8 protein-coding genes are annotated in these 19,866 nt (G+C 73.6%); 3 read left to right on the top strand and 5 right to left on the bottom strand.

What is annotated here, in order from left to right:
- Positions 1–13: 13 nt before the first annotated feature.
- The 4 genes from ACIQCJ_RS25490 to ACIQCJ_RS25475 form a co-directional block, all read right to left on the bottom strand.
- Positions 14–4,726, bottom strand: a complete 4,713-nt coding sequence (locus ACIQCJ_RS25490) for a type I polyketide synthase (protein ID WP_402712624.1) — start codon at positions 4,724–4,726, stop codon at positions 14–16.
- A complete protein-coding gene (locus ACIQCJ_RS25485) occupies positions 4,723–13,623 on the bottom strand; it encodes a beta-ketoacyl synthase N-terminal-like domain-containing protein (RefSeq protein ID WP_402712623.1) in 8,901 nt (2,966 codons plus the stop codon). The genes ACIQCJ_RS25490 and ACIQCJ_RS25485 overlap by 4 nt, the downstream gene beginning before the upstream one ends.
- Positions 13,623–14,966, bottom strand: coding sequence for an NAD(P)/FAD-dependent oxidoreductase (locus ACIQCJ_RS25480; protein WP_355334791.1), 1,344 nt, complete (start codon positions 14,964–14,966; stop codon positions 13,623–13,625). The genes ACIQCJ_RS25485 and ACIQCJ_RS25480 overlap by 1 nt, the downstream gene beginning before the upstream one ends.
- A 116-nt stretch (positions 14,967–15,082) precedes the next feature.
- On the bottom strand, positions 15,083–15,376 hold the full coding sequence (locus ACIQCJ_RS25475; RefSeq protein WP_355334794.1) for a phosphopantetheine-binding protein: 294 nt from the start codon (positions 15,374–15,376) through the stop codon (positions 15,083–15,085).
- A gap of 300 nt (positions 15,377–15,676) precedes the next feature.
- Here ACIQCJ_RS25475 and ACIQCJ_RS25470 point away from each other — a divergent pair, with 300 nt between their 5' ends.
- The 3 genes from ACIQCJ_RS25470 (at position 15,677) to ACIQCJ_RS25460 (ending at position 19,119) form a co-directional block, all read left to right on the top strand.
- Positions 15,677–16,390: an alpha/beta fold hydrolase gene (locus ACIQCJ_RS25470; RefSeq protein ID WP_355334797.1), complete on the top strand. Its 714-nt coding sequence runs from the start codon at positions 15,677–15,679 to the stop codon at positions 16,388–16,390.
- A gap of 120 nt (positions 16,391–16,510) precedes the next feature.
- Positions 16,511–17,644 (top strand): acyl-CoA dehydrogenase family protein, encoded by a 1,134-nt coding sequence (locus ACIQCJ_RS25465; RefSeq protein WP_402712622.1) that lies wholly within the window; start codon positions 16,511–16,513, stop codon positions 17,642–17,644.
- Entirely contained in the window at positions 17,641–19,119 is a 1,479-nt protein-coding gene (locus tag ACIQCJ_RS25460) for an AMP-binding protein (protein ID WP_402712621.1), read from the top strand. The genes ACIQCJ_RS25465 and ACIQCJ_RS25460 overlap by 4 nt, the downstream gene beginning before the upstream one ends.
- On the opposite strand, the gene ACIQCJ_RS25455 is transcribed toward ACIQCJ_RS25460, so the two are convergent.
- Positions 19,099–19,764: a response regulator transcription factor gene (locus ACIQCJ_RS25455; RefSeq protein WP_355334806.1), complete on the bottom strand. Its 666-nt coding sequence runs from the start codon at positions 19,762–19,764 to the stop codon at positions 19,099–19,101. The two genes, ACIQCJ_RS25460 and ACIQCJ_RS25455, sit on opposite strands and share 21 nt — an antisense overlap.
- Between the last annotated feature and the right edge of the window lie 102 nt (positions 19,765–19,866).

Here is a 19,866-nt window from a genome sequence, read left to right as displayed (position 1 = left end):
CCGGATCGGTGGGTCAGTGCTGACGGGCGACCTCGGCGGCGAGCAGCCGTGCCCAGTGGACGGCCGGTTCCTCGAAGAAGGGACGGGGTTCCAGGCGCAGGGCCAGGTCGGCGCGGTAACGGGCGATGACCTGCGTCACCCCCAGCGAGTCCAGTCCCAGGTCGAGCAGGCTGATGTCGTCGGTGATCTCGGTGAGCGCGACGCCGAGGTGGTCGGCGAGGACCGTTCTGACGTAGCCGTCGAGCAGCGGTTCGCGCTGGTCGGCGGGCGCGTCCAAGACGGCCCGCAGGTGTTCGGAGGGACCCTGGTCCTGGCCGGGACCGGCGCTGTCGGCGCGGACCTCGGTCAGCAGCGGGCGGGCGCGGCGCGATTCCAGCAGCGGGCCGAGCGTCGTCCAGTCGGCGCCGGAGACCACGGCGTGCGCGGTGTCGGAGGCGAGCAGCGGGCCCAGGTGCCGCAGCCCGGTCTCCGGGTCGATCGCCCGGAGCCCCAGGGCCTCCAGACGGGCCATCAGCTCGTCGCCGCCCAGGCCGCTGGCCACCCGCCAGGGGCCCCAGCTCACGCTGAGCGCGGTGGCGCCGGTGCCGCGCCGGTAGGCGGCGAGCGCGTCGAGGAAGCGGTTGGCCGAGGCGTACGCGCCCAGGTGCGCCGAACCCCACACGGAGGCGATGGACGACATCAGCAGGAAGAAGTCCAGCGGTGCGCCGTCCAGCAGCCGGTGCAACGTCCAGGCTCCCTCGACCTTGGGCAGCAGCACGGCGTGCAGCGACTCGGGGTCGGCCTCCGCGATGTTCTGCGCCCCGGCCAGGCCCGCGGCGTGGATGACGCCGCGCAGCGGCTGCCCGCTGTCGGCGATGTCCGCGAGGACCGCCGCCATGCCCGCCTCGTCGCCCACGTCGGCGGCTGCGACGGTCACCCGCGCGCCGTGGGTCTCCAGGGCGCGGATCGCGGCGACCCGCTCGGCGACGGGCGCGGGGAGCGCCGGGTCGTCCCAGCTCTGACGCGGGGGCAGGCCCGCGCGGCCGGTGAGGACCAGGTGCCGGGCGCCGAGGCCGACCAGCCACTCGGCCAGCGTCAGCCCGAGGCCGCCGAGCCCGCCGGTGATCAAGTAGCTTCCGTCGCCGGTCACTTGGAGGCGCGGGGCGTCGTCGGCCGGGGGGCCGGAGCGGATCAGACGGGGGACGAGGCGGGCGCCGCCGCGGTAGGCGACCTCGTCGTCCTCGTCGCCGAGGAGCAGTTCCTCGGCCAGTTCCGCGGCGCCGCTGTCGGCCGCGCCGCCTTGCGGGTCCAGGTCGACGGCCCCGCCCCACAGGTCGGCGTGTTCCAGCGAGACGACCTTGGCGAGGCCGGTGAGCAGCGATCCCGCCAGGCCCTCGGGGGCCTCCTCCTCGCCGGTGGCCTGCGCGCCGCGGGTGACCAGCCACAGCCGGGGCGGCCGGGCCCCGGCGGTGGCGGCTTCGGAGGCGGAGCCGGGAGGCGCCTGAGAGGCACCTTCAGCGAGCGCCTGCATCAGGTGCACCACGGTCTCGGGTCCCGTCACACGGGCCCGCGCCAGGTCCTCGACGGTGGTCTTGTCGCCGCCGGGCGCGTCGAGGGCCGCCAGGTGCACGATCCGGTCGACCGGGCCGACGTCGGCCAGCAGCGCGCGCAGCGCGGCGGGATCGCCCGCGGGGACGCTCCGGGCGCCCGGCAGCCCGGCCGGACCGTCGCCGATCCTGGCCAGCACGCACTCCCCGCCGAGCGAGGACAGCTCCGCCGCCAGCCGCTCACCGACCCCCGTGGTGTCGGTGAACAGCAGGGTGCGCCCGGCCGGATCCGCGGCGCGGCCCGCGCGCGGCGAGCGGCGCCACTCCACCGCGTACTGCGGGTAGTCCGCGGCTTCGGGGTCCGCGACCGCCCCGCCGGGTCCTGGCAGTACCGGAGAGGTGTCGTCGGCCAGCGGGAAGTTCAGTCGCAGCCGCTGGAAGGCGTACGTGGGCAGCGGCACGTGCCGGTCGGCGGTGGCCGGGTGCACCCGCGACCAGTCGACGGGTACGCCCCAGGCGTGCAGCGCGCCCAGGCTTCCCAGGACCTGCTCGGCCTCGGGCCGGCCGCGCCGCAGGGACGGCAGCCACAGCAGGTCGGGGTCGGGCAGGGCGCGGGCGGCCAGGCCGAGCAGGGTCCGGCCGGGGCCGATCTCCACGAAGGCGCCGACGCCGGTCTCGCGCAGTGCCAGCACGCCGTCGTGGAAGCGGACGGGCTGCCGGGCGTGCCGGGCCCAGTAGCCGGGGTCCGCGAGGGTGGCGCGGTCCAGCGGCCGGCCGGTGAGGTTGGAGATCAGCGGGACGCGCGGCTCACGGAAGGTGATCTTCGCCGCCGCCTCCTCCAGCGGGGCGAGGACCGGGTCGAGCAGCGGCGAGTGGAAGGCGTGCGAGACGGTCAGCGGTTTGGCGGTCACACCCTCGCGGGCCAGCTCCGCCCGGATCTCCGCGATGGCGTCGGCATCGCCGGAAAGGACCGTGTCCTGGGGCCCGTTGACGGCGGCGACGGCGACCAGGTCGGCGCGGGAGCCGATGGCCCGCTCGGCGGCCTGCGCGTCCAGTTGTACGGCGAGCATCGCGCCGGGCGCGGTCACCGACTCCATCAGCCGGGCCCGCAGGGCGATCAGCCCGAGCGCGTCCTCCAGGTCCACCGCTCCGGCGACGCACGCCGCCGCGTACTCGCCGACGCTGTGGCCGATCACGGCGGCGGGGCGGACACCCCAGGACGCCCACAGTTCGGCGAGCGCGAATTCGACGGCGAACAGCGCGGGTTGGGTGTAGCCGGTCCTGTCGAGCGAGCCGTCGGGCTCGACGGGGTGGACGATCTCCAGCAGCGGTCGGTCCAGGACCGGGTCGACGATCTCGGCGCAGCGCTCCAGAGCCTGCCGGAACACCGGCTCGGCCTCGTACAACTCCCGTCCCATGCCCGCGAACTGGGCGCCCTGGCCGGTGAACATGAAGGCGGTCTTCACGCGGTGCGCGGCCTGGGCGCGGCGGGGGGCGGGGCCCCCGTCGCCGGTCCCGAAGTCGTGCAGCCGGTCGGCGAGCGAGGCGGTGTCGCGGGCGGTGAAGGCGGCGCGGACCTGCTGCGGTGAGCGGCCGGCGGCGATGGTGCGGGCCACGGAGTCCAGCGGGGTCGCCGGGTTGGCGCGCAGGAAGTCGGCCCAGCGCAGGGAGAGTTCACGCAGCGCCGGTTCGCTGCGGGCCGACGCGACGAACACTTCTGCCTGCCGCCCCGGCCGCGGGTCCGGCTCGGGCTGCTCGGTGGTCATGGCGGGCGGTTCCTCGATGACGAGGTGGACATTGGTGCCGCTGGCGCCGAACGAGCTGAGGCCCGCGGTGCGCGGCTGCCCGTCGGACGGCCACGGGGTGTGCTCGGCGGCGACCCGCAGGTGCAGCGCGTCCCAGTCGACGTTGGGGTTGGGCGTGCGGAAGTGCAGGCTCGCCGGGATCTCGCCGTGGCCGACGGCCAGCACGCTCTTGATCAGCCCGGCGATGCCCGCCGCCGCCTCCAGATGGCCGACGTTGGTCTTCACCGACCCGACGTAGACGGGGTGATCCGCCGAACGGCCGGTGCCGAGGACGGTCTCCAGGCTGCGCAGTTCGATGGGGTCGCCGAGGGCGGTGCCGGTGCCGTGCGCCTCGACGTAGCCGATCCGGTCTGCGGTGACTCCCGCGTCGGCGAGGGCCGCGCGGATGACCTCCTGCTGCGCCTTGCCGCTGGGTACGGAGATGCCGCTGGCGTGGCCGTCGTGGTTGACGGCGCTGCCCCGGATGACGGCGAGCACCCGGTCGCCGTCGGCCACCGCGTCGCTGAGCCGCTTGAGCACCACCAGACCGCAGCCCTCGCCGCGTGCGTAGCCGTCGGCGGAGGCGTCGAACGCCTTGCAGCGGGCGTCGGGCGAGACCGCCCCGGCCTTGCTGACCAGCACGAAGCCGTACGGGGACAGGATGACGTTGACCCCGCCCGCCAGTGCCAGATCGGTCTCGCCCAGGCGCAGGGCCTGGCACGCCTGGTGGACGGCGACCAGTGAGGAGGAGCAGGCGGTGTCGACGACCTGCGCGGGTCCGCGCAGCCCGAAGGTGTGCGCGATGCGTCCGGCGATGAAGCTGTTCTCGCCGAGGAGTTGGTAGCCGTCGATCGCGGCCGGGTCGCCGTACTGCTGCCGCAGCCGTACGTAGTCGCTGGTGCTCGCGCCGATGTAGACGCCGGTGCGGGAGCCGTCCAGCGAGTCGTGCGGGATGCCGGCCCGCTCCAGCGCCTCCCAGGCGACTTCGAGCGCGATCCGCTGCTGGGGGTCCATTCCGAGCGCTTCGCCCGGCGCGATCCCGAAGAGCTGCGCGTCGAAGGTGTCGGCGCTGTCCAGGAAGCCGCCTTCCACGACGTACGCCTTCGCGGGCGCCTCGGGGTCGGGGTCGTAGTACGGGTCGGTGTCCCAACGGTCGCGCGGGAAGGGGCCGATGGCGTCCACGCCGTCGCGCAGCAGGTCCCACATGCGCTCGGGCGAGTCGGCGCCGCCGGGGAAGCGGCAGCCGACGCCGATGACGGCCACCGGGCTGTGCAGCGCGGCCCGTTGGTCCTCGACCATCGTGCGCAGCCGCCCGATGGTCTCCAATGCCTGGGCGAGGCGGGACCGTTGGTCCGGTGCGCGCTCCGGCGTACGGTCCGATGTGCGGGGTCCGGCACCGTCGGTGGGCTGGTTCATCGCTTGTCTCCCTCGATGAGGGCGTTCACGGCGGCGACTTCGGCGTCCAGACGGGCGAAGAGGTCCGCGTCGTCGGGGTCGTCGTAGTCGTCTTCATCGGTGAGGTCGCCGGTGACGGTGGCGTTGTCCGCGGTGCCTTCGGTCCTTTCGGCGCGTCCGGTGGTCGCGGCGTTCTCGGCGCGTCCGGTGTCTTGGGTACGGGTGACGCTGTCGGCGGCGGGCTGCGGCGCGTCAGACCGCTCGTCGCCCGATCCGCCGACCACCTCGGCGGCGAGGAATCCGGCCACGGCGTCGCCCGTCGGGTATTCGAAGGCGAGGGTCGCGGGGAGCGCGCTGCCGAAGCGGCGCTCCAGCCGTACCTTCATCTCCAGCGCCGTGATGGAGTTCAGGCCCAGTTCGAAGAAGCCCTGCCGGGGCTCCAGTTCGCCGGGTCCGTCCAGGCCGAGCACCACCGCCACCTCCTCCAGGACGCACTCCAGCAGCAGATCGCCGCGCGCCGCGTCGGGCAGTGAGCGCAGCTTGTCCAGCAGCGCGCCGGAGTCACCGGGCGCAGCCGCCGCCTCGGCGGCCAGGGCGTCGAAGAGCGGCCAGGGGCGGGCCTGTTGGTAGAGCGGCAGCAGCAGGCCCCAGTCGGCGTCGGCCGCGGCGGCGCCGGTCAGGCCCGCCGCGGTGATCCGGTCGAGCAGTTCCACGGCGATGCCGGGCGGGAGCAGGCGCATGCCGCTGCGTGTCAGCCGGTTGGCGCTGTCGCGGTCCAGCAGATCCACGTCGAGCCAGGGCGCCCAGGCGATGGCGCAGACCGGCAGGCCCAGGGCGCGCCGGTGCCCGGCGAGGGCGGTGAGCAGCGCGTCCACCGGGGCCTGTACGCCCGCCCCGATCGCCGCCCAGGCCGACGCCACGGTGCCCCACACCTGGAAGAGGTCCAGGTCGGTACGCGTGTCGAGCGCTGCTTGGTGCAGCAGCCACGCGCCGCGGGCACGGTCCTCGACCGCCTCGGCGATCGCGGCGGCGGTCGGCTCCTGGTCGATCGGCAGATTCCAGCCGACGCCGAGCCAGATCACGCCCGCGACGGGGTGTCCGGCCGCGGCCTCGTCCTCGATCAGCCGGGTCGCCTGCTTGGCGTCCTCCACGCGGGGCACGACCAGCGTGCGGCCCGCGCCGCGCGCGGTCAGCCAGGCGGCCACCCGGTCGGGCAGCGGTCCTTCCGCGCCCGCCACCAGATAGCTGCGGTCGGCGGCCAGTTCGACCGGCTCGAACAGCGGCGGCGGGGCCGGGGCGCGCAGCACCCGGGCGGTGAGCCTGCGTCCGGCGCGCAGCGCGATCTGGTCCTCGACGTCCTCGCCTCCGGCGCGGTCGGCGCCGTGGGCGAGCAGTTCGGCCGCGACGGCCGCCGCGTCCTCCGCCACACCCGAGGTCAGGGGGTCCAGGTCGAGCGCGGCGCCCCAGGCGGTGGGGCGTTCCACGCCGGAGACGATCGCGGACTGCCGCAGCGGTGCCTGTGCGGCGGCGGGCAGTTCCAGCTCGTCCACCGCGACCGCGCCCCGCGTCACGTACAGCACGCGTGCGCCGCTGCCGACCGCCGCCGTCACGGAGGCGACCGCCGTCACCCCCGCGCACGCGTCGGCCACGGCGAGGGGGTCGGGCTCGTCCCGCTCCGGCAGGTCCAGCGCCCCGAGGTGCACGACGTCCCGGCAGCCGGGCCCGGTGCGCAACTCCCGCAGCACGTCGGCGAGTCGCTGCCGTACGGCGTCGGGCTCGCCGTCGGCCGCCAGCAGGGTCGCGGGCCGCCCTTGTGCGGCCAGTGCCCGTGCCAGTTCCTCGGCGACGCCGCCGCGGTCGGCGAGGACGACAGTGACGGGCCCGGTCAGGGGCGCCCCCGGTCCCCCGGCGGCTGTGGACGGGTCGTCCTCGGTCCGCGATGCGCCGAGGCCGTCCCGCTGGGCCGGGACATGGGCGGTCAAGCCGCGCTGCGGAGTCCCGGCTTCGAGCCGAGCCGGGGTTTCGGCCGACCGCTGCTCGGGCTGACGGACCGTCAGCGGGCGCTCCTGCCAGCCGAGGACGTACAGGCTGGTGGTGAGGCGCGCGGTCTCCTCCTGGTTGAGGACGCGGCCTCGCGGCGGGGCGAGGCGCAGGCCGGTGATCTCGGCGAGCGACCGGCCCTCGGGGGTGGTCAGGCGGATGTCGGCGGTCGGGTCGCCCGCGGTGTCGGGGCGCAGGGCGGCGGTGACGAGGACGCGGTCGTCGGGGGCCGCGTACAGGGTGAGGCTGTCGAGGGAGGCGGGGAGCGGCGCCGGGTCGGCGGGGTCGGCGGACAGCAGGAACGCGGGCAGCCGCAGGGCGAGTTCGAGGAGGTCGGGGGCGAGGTGCCAGCGCATGGTGGCCGGGCGCAGCCGCAGTTCGAGTTCGATGCGGCCGTCGGCGGTCCGGGCCGATTCCGGGGTCGGCGCGCAGTCCCCGGTGGCGTGCCGGGCCACCCAGGCGCGCAGGGCCTCGTCGACCGGGCCGCGCGGGTGCGGCGGGGCGTCCGCAGCGGTGTCGGACGGCGCGCGTCCTGGCAGGGCGCGGCCCGAGACGAGGCGGCGGGGGCGCGGCGCGGTGTCGCTGGCGGGCTCCCACAAGGTGAGCGCCAGACCCGGCCGGTCGCCCGACGCGGCCCGTTCCAGGGTGAGTTGGGTGGTGACGGAGCCGTCGGCCGGGACCAGCAGGGGGCGGTCGAGGGTGATGTCCTCAAGGCGGACGGGGCGGCCGGGGCCGAAGGCGGTCCCGGCCGCGGCGACGGCCAGCTCCAGCCAGGTGGCGCCGGGCACCCGCAGTGCGGCGCCCACGGGTTCGGCGCCGAGCCGGGTGGCGGTACGGGCGTCGAGGTCCGTCTCCACGACGCGGCCCGACGGGGTGCGGACGTCGCGGGTCAGCAGCGGGTGGGCGCCCTTGTTCGCGGGGGCGGCGTCGCGCTGGTCGACCCAGTACCGCTTGTGCTCCCACGGGTAGGTCGGCAGCTCGGCGAGCGGGCCGTTCCCGGGGTGCAGCCGCGGCCAGTCCACGGCCTGGCCGCCGACGTGCAGGGCGCCGAGCCCGGTGAGCAGCGACTCCGGGCCGTCCTGGTCGCGCAGCAGTGACGGCACGAACAGTCCGTCGGTGCCCGCAGCCCGCAACTCCTGCTCGATGGGCACGAGTTGGATGGGATGGGCGGACAGCTCCACGAAGGTGTCGTGTCCGTCCGCCGCCGCTGCCCGTACGGCGTCGGCGAACCGTACGGTCTGCCGCAGGTTCCGGCCCCAGTAGGCGGCGTCCAGGGGGGTGTCGGCGGCGAGCGGCGCGCCGTCCACCGAGGAGTACATCGGCAGGCGCGGGGCGGCCGGGGCCAGCCCGGTCAGGGCGTGTACAAGCTGTTCGCGCAGCGGCTCGGCCCAGGGGCTGTGGGCCGGGCCGCCGGCGTTGACCGCACGGAAGAACACGTTGCGCGCGCGCATTCGGGCGCCCAGTTCCTCCAGTGCGGTCGTCTCTCCCGACACCACCGTCGACTGTCGGCTGTTGACCACGGCGACGCACAACCGGTCGCCGTACGGTGCCAGTTCGTCCTCGGTGCGGTCGGCGTCGAGGCCGACCACGGCCATGCCGCCCTGGCCGACCAGGGCCCGCAGCAGGTGGGTGCGGCGCACCATGATCTCCGCGGCCTGCGCCAGGTCGAGCGCGCCCGCGCACAGGGCGGCCGACACCTCGCCCATGCTGTGGCCGAGCACGGCGGCGGGCTCGACGCCCAGGGCGCGCCAGCTCGCCGTCAGGCCGTACTGGGTGGCGAAGAGCATGATCTGCTGGTCGAGTTCGTTCGAAGGCTCGCGCGCGGATTCCAGCGCTTCGCGCACCGACCAGTCCAGGTGGCGGGCGAGCGCGGCGTCGCAGTCCGCGATCGCGTCCCGGAACACCGGGTCGGCGGCCAGCAGGGAGCGGCCCATGGCGGGCCAGTAGGAGCCGTGCCCGGAGAAGACGAAGACGGGTCCGCGTGCGCGTGCGGCGGCCTTGCCGAGGACGGTGCCGGGGACGCTGTCACCGTCGGCGACGGCGGTCAGTCGTTCGGCGAGCGCGGCGCGGTCGCGGCCCACGACGACCAGCCGGTGGTCGAGGTGGGAGCGGTGTACGGCCAGGGTCCGTGCCACGGCGGCCGGTTCCGCGCCGTGCGCGTCCCGTGTCGCGTCGCCGTCCGGCTCGGCGGTGAGCAGTGAGCGCAGGGCGGCGGCCCGGTCGCGCAGTGCGGCGGGGGACGCGGCGGACAGCGGCAGGACGTGGAGGCGGGCGGTCAGGGCCGCGCCGTCGTCCGCGTCGGAGGTGCCGGGGGCATCAGAGGCGTCGGAGGCGTCGGTCGCGGGGGCCTCGGCGAGCACGATGTGCGCGTTGGTGCCGCTGAAGCCGAAGGCGCTGACCCCGGCGACCCTGCGGCGCTCGCCGCGGGACCATGGGCGGGCCTCGGTCGGGACGTCCAGGGGCAGTTCGTCCCAGGGGATGTCGGGGCTCGGCCGCGTGAAGTGCAGGTGCGCGGGCACCGTCTCGTGCCGCAGGGCCAGGACGGTCTTGATGAGTCCCGCGATGCCGGACGCGGCTTCCAGGTGGCCGATGTTGGTCTTCACCGAGCCGACCAGGCAGGGCTGCTGGGCCGTCCGGCCGGCCAACGCGGCGCCGAGCGCCCGCAGTTCGATCGGGTCGCCGAGCGGGGTGCCGGTGCCGTGCGCCTCGACGTAGTCCATGTCGTCCGCGCCGACGCGGGCGTCGGCGAGTGCGGCGCGCAGCAGTGTCTCCTGCGCGGGACCGTTCGGGGCGGTGAAGCCGCTGCTGGCGCCGTCCTGGTTGACGGCGGAGCCGAGGATCAGCGCCAGGACCCGGTCGCCGTCGCGCCGGGCGGCGGACAGCGGCTTGAGGATGACGGCTCCGCAGCCCTCGCCCCGCGTGTATCCGTCGGCGGTGGCGTCGAAGGTCTTGCACCGGCCGTCGGCCGCGAGGGCCCCGGCGGCGTCGCTGGCCCGGTGGATGGTGGGGCCGAGGATGAGATTGACGCCCGCGGCGACCGCGAGGTCGCTCTCGCCCGAGCGCAGACTGGCCACCGCGAGGTGCACCGCGACCAGCGAGGACGAGCAGGCGGTGTCGACGGCCAGGCTCGGGCCGCGCATGCCGAGCAGGTACGACAGGCGGCCGGCGGCGGCGCTGAAGGAGGTGCCGGTGCCGTAGAAGGCGTCCACGTTGTCGGGGTGGCTGCCCACGATCTGGGCGTAGTCGGTGGAGTTCATGCCGACGAAGACCCCGGTGCGGGACTCGGCGAGCGAGGTCGGCGGGACGCCCGCGTGTTCCAGCGCCTCCCAGGCCACTTCGAGGAACATCCGCTGCTGCGGGTCCATCACCTTGGCCTCGCGCGGCGGGATCCGGAAGAACGGCGCGTCGAAGCCCGCCGGGTCGTCGTCCAGGAAGCCGCCCCACCACACGCGCGGGTCGTCGAAGCGGCCGTCGGGGGCGCGGCGTACGGCGTCGCGGCCCGCGGTCAGCAGCCGCCAGTAGGCGTCCGGGCCCTCGGCGCCGCCGGGGAAGCGGCAGCCGACGCCGATGACGGCGATCGGCTCGGGCGCGCCGGGCGTGCCGGTCGGCGCGGCCGGAGCCGCGGGCGTGGCGGTCGTACGGGACACGGCCGCCGTGTCGGTCGTACGGGACACGGCGGGTGCGGGAGCCGGGGCGTCGCCGAGCAGGCCGTCGAGGTAGTCGGCGAACCGCCGCACGGTGGGGTGGTCGAAGGCCGCGGTCTTCGGCAGCCGCAGCGGCACAGACCGTTCCAGCACCTTGCACAGCTCGACGGCGCCGAGGCTGTCCATGCCGAGGTCGGTGAAGCCGCGACCGCGCGCCACGGTGGTGCCGGAGGCCAGCCCCAGCACCTCCGCGGCGGCGTCCGCGACCAGGTCGGCGAGCTGGTCGCGGCTGGGGCGCGCCGGGGTCGCCGGAGCGGTGGCGGGAGCGGCGTCCACCGGCGCGGGCAGGGCGGGCGGCGCCGTCTCGGACAGCGGCGCGCCCGGAGTGCTCAGGCGCAGCCCCACGGTCTCGGCGACGAGCCGCCCGGCCTCGTCGTACAGCTTCAACTCACCGTGCAGTGCGCTCAGTTGCGGCAGGGTGTCGCCATCGGCGTTCGCGTCGGGCGCGGGGATGTCGAACCACAGCTTGTCGCCCTGCCACGGGTAGCCGGGCAGGTCCGTGACGGACGTGGGTCCCGGATTGACCTCGGGCCAGCGGATGTCGACCCCGGCGGCGTAGAGCCTGGCCAGCGAGGTGCGCGCGGTGGCGACGTCGTCGGTGTCGCGGCGCAGGGTGGGGACGACGAGCCCGTCGACTCCCCGGTCCTCCAGGCTCTGGACGACGGGCTGGGCGAGCACCGGGTGCGGGCCCAGCTCCACGAAGAGGCGGTGACCGGCGTCGAGCGCGCGGCCGAGCGCGGCGGAGAAGCGGACCGGCTGGCGGAGGTTGCGTCCCCAGTAGTCGGCGCCGAAGGGACCATCGGCGCCCGGCTCGCAGGTGAGGTGGACCGGCACGCGCGGCTTCGCCGGGGTGATCTCGCCGAGCAGTGCGACGAGTTCGTCCTGGTAGGGCGCCATCTGCGCGCTGTGGAAGGCGTATTCGCCGGGCATCGCGCGGTAGCCGTGGCCGAGCTCGGCCAGTTCGGCGCCCAGGGCCTCGACGGCCTCGGTGCGTCCGGAGACGACGGTGCTCGCGGGACCGTTGACGGCGGCCACGGTCACGTCGTCGCCGTATGCGGCGAGCAGCGGCAGCAGGTCGGCTTCGGGGAGGGCCACGGAGGCCATCCGGCCGCCGCCCTCGGCCCGTTGGAGGAGGCGTCCGCGGTGCACGATGACGCGTACGGCGTCGGTGAGGGTCAGTGCGCCCGCCACGTGGGCGGCGGCGATCTCGCCCATGCTGTGCCCGATGACGGCGGCGGGCTCCACGCCCCAGGAGCGCCAGAGCGCGGCGGCGGCCACCTGCACGGCGAAGACGACGGGCTGGGCGAATTCGGTCCGGGTCAGCCGGGAGTGCTCGGCGTCCGCGGTCAGTTCGCCGATCACCGACCAGCCCGCCTCCGCGGCGATCAGCTCGTCCACGCGGGTCAGTTCGGTCCGGAAGGCGTCCTCGTGGGCCAGCAGTTCGCGGCCCATGCCCGTCCACTGGCCGCCCTGCCCGGAGAAGACGAAGCAGACCTGCGGCAGGTCGTCGCCCGAGTCGCCCGGGTCGCCGAAGTCCCCGGCGTCCGTGCCGCCCCACTGCGCGCCGCCTCGCTCTTCCGCCGCCAGGTCCGGCACGGCGGAGTCGAGAGACGTCTCCAGCAACGCGCCGAGTTCCTGGGCGAGTTCGGCGGCCGTCCTGCCGGTGACGGCGATGCGGTGCTCGCGGTGCTGGGTGCGCCGGGTGCCCGCCGCCGTGACGTACGCGGCCAGTTCGGCCTCCGGCTGGTCGAGCAGCCGGTCGCGGTGCGCACGGACCAGTTCGCGCAGCGCGGCGCCGGAGCGCGCGGAGACCGGCAGGAGCAGCCGGGACGGCCGGTCCTGTGCCGCCTCGGCGGGCGCGGCGACCGCTGGCGGTGCCTCGACGATCACATGGGCGTTGGTTCCGCTGAGCCCGAAGGCGCTGACGCCGGCCAGTCGCCGCCCGCCGCCGTCCGGCCACGCGGTGAGGTCCGTCGGCACCCGCACCGGCCAGCGGTCCCAGCGGATACCGGGGTTGAGCCGGTCCAGGTGCAGATGCGGGGGGATCTCGCCGTGCTGTGCGGCCAGTGCCGCCTTGAGGAGCCCGGCCGCGCCCGCCGCGCCGTCGGTGTGCCCGAAGTTGGTCTTCAACGAGCCGACCAGCAGCGGGTGTTCCGCGTCGCGTCCTTCGCCGAGAATCCGGGCGAGCGCGCTCATCTCGATGGGGTCGCCGAGCGGGGTGCCGGTGCCGTGCGCCTCGACGTAGCCGATCTCGTCGGGCCGTACGTCCGCGGCGGCCAGGGCGTCCCGCAGCAGCGACTGCTGGGCGGCGGCGCTGGGCACGGTCAGTCCCGCGCTGTGCCCGTCGTGGTTGACGGCGGAGCCGCGGATCACGGACAGCACGCGGTCGCCGTCGGCGAGCGCGTCGGTCAGCCGCTTGAGGACGAGCACCACGCAGCCGTCGCCGCGGACGATTCCGTCGGCCGCCGCGTCGAAGACCTTGCAGTGCCCGTCCTTGGCCATGGCGCCGACCTTGGACATGAACACCGTCAGCTCGGCGGAGAGCAGCAGATTGACGCCGCCGACCAGCGCGGTGTCGGACTCCCCCGTGAGCAGGCTCTGCCGCGCGAGGTGCACGGCGACCAGCGACGAGGAGCAGGCGGTGCTCAGCGCCACGCTCGGGCCGTTGAGGCCGAGCAGGTACGACAGCCGCCCGGGGCCGAAGCTGGCCTCCTTGCCCGAGGCGTACCAGGGGTCGATGCCGCGGACGCCCGCCTCGCGGGAGTGCCGCAGGAAGTAGTCGACGCTCAGGCCGCCGGAGAAGACGGAGGTACGGGTGCCGGCGAGGCTGCCGGGGACGATCCCGGCGTGTTCCAGCGCGTCCCAGGCGACCTCGATGAGCATCCGCTGCTGCGGGTCGATCTGCCGGGCCTCGCGCGGGGCGATACCGAAGAACTCCGCGTCGAAACGCGTCTCGTCCTCGATGAAACCGCCCCAGCGCGTGTACGTCCGGCCTGGCGCGTCGGGGTCCGGGTCGTAGTGCCGGGCGAGGTCGGAGCGGGACGGCGGGATCTCGGTGATCACGTCCGTGCCGTCCCGCAACACCCGCCAGAATCCGGCCAGGTCCGCCACGCCGCCCGGGAAGCGGCAGCCGGCACCGATGATCGCCACCGCCTCCGGGGCCTGATCGGTCATCAGAACAGCGCCGCCGCTGAGGGCGCGGACAGGCTGCCCAGGTGCTTGTACCAGAGGTGGTCGGGATCGTTCTCGACCGTGGCGACGATCTTCCGCATCGCGGCGAGCGCGCGCGGTTCGTCGTCGTCGTAGACGTCGCCCTGGAGCATCTTGAGGACGTCGAGCCGGTACCTGGGGTCCTGCACGAAGGCGGTGAACAGGATGTTCAGCCGGTAGTAGATGGAGATGAACTCGTACCAGTTGCTCACCCCGCGCCGCAGCGTCCGCTCGTACTCGGTGAAGCGGGACTTGCTGAAGTCCCCGGCCTCCGCCGCCGCGATGATGTCCTTGGTCGCGATGCGGGCGCTGTTGAGCGCGACGCTGACGCCGCTGGAGAAGATCGGGTCCACGAAGCGCGCGGCGTCGCCGATCAGCACGAAGTTGTCGCCGGTGATCTCCTTCATGCCGTAGCTGTAGTCGCCCTCGGCCTTGAAGGGGCGTACGCGCTCGGAGTCCTCGAGCGCGGCGCGCAGTTCGGGGCGGCTTCCCACGCACTCCCAGAAGAAGCCCTCCAGGTCGTCCTTGGAGGCGGTGAAGTGCTTCTTCTGCGTGACGACGCCGACGCTGGTGATGGTGTCGGTGATCGGGATCTGCCAGACCCAGGTGTCGGTCAGCGGCAGGAAGTGGATGAAGATGTAGTCGGCCTTCTTCTTGTCGTGCGAGAGGGCCGTGCGGTCCAGGCCGTCGAACCAGGTGTGCACCGCGTACTGGTTGAACACCGGGTCGGGGACCTTGAGCTTGAGCTGGCGGCCGAGCATCGTGCCGCGCCCGCTGGCGTCCACGACCATGCGGACGGTGACACCGGTGTCCTTGTCGCGGACGGGGTGGATCACCGGGTGCTCGCCGGAGAAGTCGACGCTGCCGATGCGGGTGTTCTCGAAGACCTTCGCGCCGCAGGAGGCGGCGTGCTGGAGCAGGAGCTGGTCGAACTTGCCCCGGTCCACGTGGTACGTGTGGGACTGGAGGACGCCGGGCTGGTCGCGCTCGTCGAATTCGATCTCGGCGGCGCCGAGGCCGTGCGAGAGGCCGCCGAAGCCCATGGTGGGGATGCCGGCCGGTGCCGCGGACGTCCAGGCCGCGCCGAATTTGCGGGGGAATCCGGCCTGCTCGACGAGGTCGAGCGCGCCGATGTCGCGCAGTACGGGGGTGGTGGCGGGCACCAGTGACTCGCCGACGTGCTCGCGGGGGAAGGTCTCCCCCTCGAAGACCGCGACGGTGAGTCCGGCCCTGGTCAGGTATGAGGCCGCGGTGGAGCCTGCCGGGCCTCCACCGATGATCCCGATGTCATAGTCGACTGCGGACAAGACTGCTCCTCTTGAGTCGGATCGGACGGGCCCTGCCTCGGCACGGGCCGCGCTTCCGGTCGGGCGGTTCGCGTCCGCGTCAAAGCGGCGGCGGCACAGCGGCGTCGGACAGAGCGTCAGGCCATGGCGGCGGGGTCGGTCTGGATCCGGACCACGAGCTTGCTGATGGCGTCCAGGCTCTTGAAGTTCCTGCCGACGATGTACTCGGGCGGCATGAACAGCCCGTACCTGTCGTGGATATGGGCGATCAGCTCGGTGGTGTTCAGCGACGTGAGGATTCCGAGCTGGAGCAGCGGGGAATCGGGCTCGATTCCCTCCTCGCCCTCGGGCAGGAATCGCGTTTCGACGAACTCCTTCAGCTCCGCGAGGACTTCGTCGTAGCCGAGCTGCGGATCAGAACTGTCGGACATGCGTAGCGACCTTCCGGAGTCCGGGGTTGACACGGCGGAACCCCCGACTCCACGAAGTCGCGGTCGGCTCGGCCAGGGCCCCAAACGTAGCTACGGGCGCCGCCGGAGGACTTCACCAGACCTGATGAATTACGCCCGCGCACACACGCCCCGAAGTGCGTACTTACGGGGGAGGCGCCGCTTCCGCTTCACGTGCGGGTCCTCATTAATGATGAGTACTCACGGCCGTGGCCCCGTGCCGCCGCAACGGCGAGGATCGAGGGACCATCCGGTGCGCCCGATCACAGGAGGTCCGCGGCCGTGCTGCTTCCCGCCCTACGGCCCCAGTTGCTGTGCCTGCCCCATGCCGGCGGCAGCGCGGTGATGTACCACGCGTGGCGGCCCGGCCTCGCCGAGGTGGCGCGGGTCCGCCCGGTCGACCTGCCGGGCCACGGCAGCCGCAGGCGCGAACCGCTCGCCCAGGACATCGGCACGCTGACCCGTACCCTCGCGGCCGAGCTGGCACCCGGTATCGAGGGACCCTACGCGGTGTTCGGGCACAGCTTCGGCGCCGTGGTCGCCTTCGAACTGACTCACCGGCTCTCGCAGTTGGTCGGGCCGCCCGCCGCCCTGATCGTCTCAGGACGCAATTCGCCCCGCACCCCGCACGCGCTGCCGCCGCTGCACAACGCGCCGCCCGCCCAACTGCTGAGCGGCCTGCGGACGTTGGAGGGCGCGCTGCCCGCCGTCGAGGACAGTCCTGAACTGCTCGACCTGTTCCTTCCGCCGCTCCGCGCCGACCTGCGGATGACGGAGACCTACCGCCGTCCCACCGAACTGCCGCCGCTGTCCTGCCCGGTGCATGTCTTCGCCGGCGACCTGGACCCGGTGGTGGACGCGCCGGGGCTGGCCGCGTGGGCGGCGGAGACCACCGGGCCGTGCCGGGTCACCACCGTGCGGGGCGGCCACATGATGCTCGCCAGCGCCGAACTGCGCTCCGCGCTGGCGGACCTGCTCACGGTGGGCGCGATGTGATCCGCGACCCCTGACCGCGGGGCCCTCGGCCCCGAGCCCCAGCCCTGAGCCCCGAGCCCCGAGCGCAGCACCCCACCTTCCGTCTCTCTCTCCCTCCCCCCTCCCGATGCAGGAGCCAGCGTGGACTTCAGTTGGAGCACCGAGCAGACCGCGCGGTACGAGGAGACCGTCCGCCGGGCCGCCGACGCGTTCCCCGCGGACCGTCCGCGGCGCCCCGGTGAACGGTCCGACTGGCGGGAACTCGGCCGGATCGGCGCCCTGGGTGCCTGTCTTCCCGCCGAGTACGGCGGGGACGGCCTCGGCGCGCTCGACACCGCGCGGGTCATCGAGGCCGTGGGCCGCGGCTGCCACGACACCGGGCTGGTCTTCGCGGCCAGCGCCCACCTCTTCGCCTGCGCCGTGCCGATCGCGGAGTTCGGCAGCGCGGACCTCAAGAAGCGCTTCCTGCCGGAGCTGGCGTCCGGCCGGATGATCGCGGGCAACGCCATGACGGAGCCGGAGTCCGGCTCCGACGTCTCGCGGCTGCGGGTGACGGCGACCGAAGTGCCCGGCGGATTCGTCCTGGACGGCGAGAAGAGCTTCGTCAGCAACGGCCCGGCCGCCGACGTCCTGGTCACGTACGCGACCAGCGACCCCGACTCGGGACACCTCGGCCAGACCGCCTTCGTCGTGCCGGCCGACGCCCCCGGGGTGCTGCGCGGTGAGCCCTTCGAGAAGATGGGCCTGTCCTCCTGCCTGGCGGGCACGGTGACCTTCCAGGAGTGCTTCGTCCCCGACGACCAGGTGCTGGGCGTCGAGGGGATGGGCGCGACGATCTTCCAGACGTCCATGGGCTGGGAGCGCGCCTGCCTCTTCGCGGGCTATCTGGGCCTGATGGACCGCCTGGTCGAAGAGTGCGTCCGATTCGCCAGCGAGCGGCGGCAGTTCGGCCGTCGCATTTCCGGCTTCCAGGCGGTCTCGCACCGCATCGTGGACATGAAGCTGCGGCTGGAGAGCGCCAGACTCCTGCTCTACCGGGCCTGTTGGGAGATGGACCGCGGCGGCAGGGCGACCCTGCCGGTGGCGCTGTCGAAGCTCGCCGTCTCCGAGGCCGCGGTGCAGAGCGCGCTGGACGCCGTACGGATTCTCGGCGGTCGCGGATACCGGTCGGAGTCGGGTATGGAGGCGGCGCTGCGGGACGCGGTGCCGAGCGTGCTGTTCTCCGGTACCTCGGAGATCCAAAAGGAGCTCGTCGCGAAGGAGCTGGGACTGTGAGGCTGCACGAATTCGTCACCGCCGCCGCCCGCAGGGCGCCGGATTCCCTCGCGGTCGACGCCGTCGACGGACGGCTGACCTACGGCGAACTGGACGCGCTCGCGGCGCGTTACGGCGCGGCGCTGGCCGCGAGCGCAGTGCGGCCGGGCGACCGGGTCGTGCTGTGGAGCGCGAAGAGCCTGCACGTCGTGGCGCTGATGCAGGCGTGCCTGCGCGGCGGCGCGGTCTACGTACCGGTGGCGTCCTCGAACCCGCCGTCGCGGCTGGCGCGGATCGTCACGGCCTGCGCCCCCGCGCTGGTGGTGACCGACGAGGACGGCGCGGACGCGGCGGCCGACGCGGGCTGGGACGCGGCGCCCTGCCGTACCTTCGCGGACCTGCTGGCGACGGGCGAGGGCCAGCCCGTACCGTCGCCGGTCGAGGGCTCGGAGCACGATCCGGCGTACATCCTGTTCACGTCGGGTTCGACCGGTGAGCCCAAGGGTGTGTGCCTGAGCCACCTCAACGCGCTGGCGTTCGTGCGGTGGGCGGCGGCCGATCTGCGGCTGGTCCCCTCGGACCGGCTCTCCAACCACGCGCCGTTCAATTTCGACCTGTCGGTCTTCGACCTCTACGCGGCGTTCCTGGCGGGCGCCAGCGTCCATCTGGTGCCCGAGGCGCTGGCCTACGCGCCGGCCCAGCTCGTCCGCTTCATGGACGAGCACGCGATCACCGTCTGGTACTCGGTGCCGTCGGCGCTCACCTTGATGATCACCAAGGGCGGGCTGCTGGACGGGCCGCCGCCGCGCGCGCTGCGGGCCTGCGTCTTCGCGGGCGAGGCGTTCCCGATCGCCCATGTGCGGCGGCTGCGCTCGGCCTGGCAGGACGTCAGGCTGCTCAACTGGTACGGCCCGACCGAGACGAATGTCTGTACGTCGTACGAGGTCTGCGCCGCCGATCTCGACCGCGCGGGCGCCCTGCCGATCGGCGCGGTCTGCTCGGGCGACACCCTGGAGCTGGGCCCCGAGGTCGCGGGCCAGGCGGGGCGGGAGCTGCTGGTCTCCGGCCCCACGGTGATGCTCGGGTACTGGGGCCATCCGCCGCAGAGCGGCCCGTACGCGACCGGCGACCTCGTGCGGTACGACGACGCGGGCATGCTGGAGTACCTGGGGCGCCGCGACCACATGGTGAAGATCCGCGGCAACCGGGTGGAGCTGGGCGAGATCGAGAGCGTCCTGAGCCTGCACCCGCAGGTCAGGGACGTGGCCGTGGTCGTGCTCGGGACCGGGCTCACGGCACGGCTGCACGCCGTGGTGGTCCCGGCCCCGGACAGCGCTCCGGGCCTGCTCGCGCTCAAGCGGTGGAGCGCCGAACGGCTCCCCACCTACATGCTCGTCGACAGCCTCAGCCTTTTCGACGAGATACCCCGAACCGGGAACGGCAAGAAAGACCGTTCCCAGGTCGCGAAAATGGTGTCACATACTGGTACCGACTAAAGATTCTAAATTGCCGCCGGCTCTGACAATTCCTTTTTCATAAGCATATATAACGGCGTGTACTCGATTGCGCAGAGCCAGCTTGTCCAGCATGCGCTGAACGTGTGATTTCACGGTGCTCTCACTCAGAAAAAGTGCTTCTGATATTTCCGCGTTCGAATAGCCGCGGATGATGAGCTGGAGCACGTCGCGCTCACGCCGGGTTATTCCACTGGACACCAGATCGGTCTCCGATGTTTCCGCTTGCGGCGGTTCCGGCGTGATGGCCGCCGCGGTGGCGGCGGCAGTGGCGGCGCCGACGGTGGGAATCACCAGTCGGTAACCGGCGGCGACCATCCGGACGGCGGCGATGATCCGCTCCGGACTCGCCTGACTGTCGAGCACACCCCTGGCACCGGCCGCCTGCCAGTGCTGAGCGCACTGCTCCAGGCTCTGGACCAGGGCTAATATCTTAGGGCAGCCGTCGGCGCCGCCGACGATGAGCTGCTGGATGGCATGCGGAACATCCGGCGCCACATCCAGCGCGTCGATGATCACCACATGCGGAGACAACCTTGCCACACAGGGCAGAGCGTGCCGAATATCGGCAACCTCGCCCACGACTTCCAGATCGGTTTCCCTGCTCAGCAGGACACTGAGTCCCACACGGGAAACCGCTCTGGAGTCGACGAGAAGAACTCTCGTGATCCCATCCTGAAGCATCGAGCCCCCGACCTTCAGCAAACAGCACGTTATTTCGACTCTAGC

Source organism: Streptomyces sp. NPDC093221 (assembly GCF_044753885.1).
In the GTDB taxonomy this organism is placed as follows: domain Bacteria; phylum Actinomycetota; class Actinomycetes; order Streptomycetales; family Streptomycetaceae; genus Actinacidiphila.
Note: the sequence above shows the minus strand (reverse complement) of the source record. Positions and strands in the feature narration are given on the sequence as shown.

What these genes read in the sequence shown, in the direction of transcription:
- ACIQCJ_RS25490 (WP_402712624.1), bottom strand. Translation starts at nt 4,726, where the DNA reads ATGAACCAGCCCACCGACGGTGCCGGACCCCGCACATCGGACCGTACG.
- ACIQCJ_RS25485 (WP_402712623.1), bottom strand. Translation starts at nt 13,623, where the DNA reads ATGACCGATCAGGCCCCGGAGGCGGTGGCGATCATCGGTGCCGGCTGC.
- ACIQCJ_RS25475 (WP_355334794.1), bottom strand. Translation starts at nt 15,376, where the DNA reads ATGTCCGACAGTTCTGATCCGCAGCTCGGCTACGACGAAGTCCTCGCG.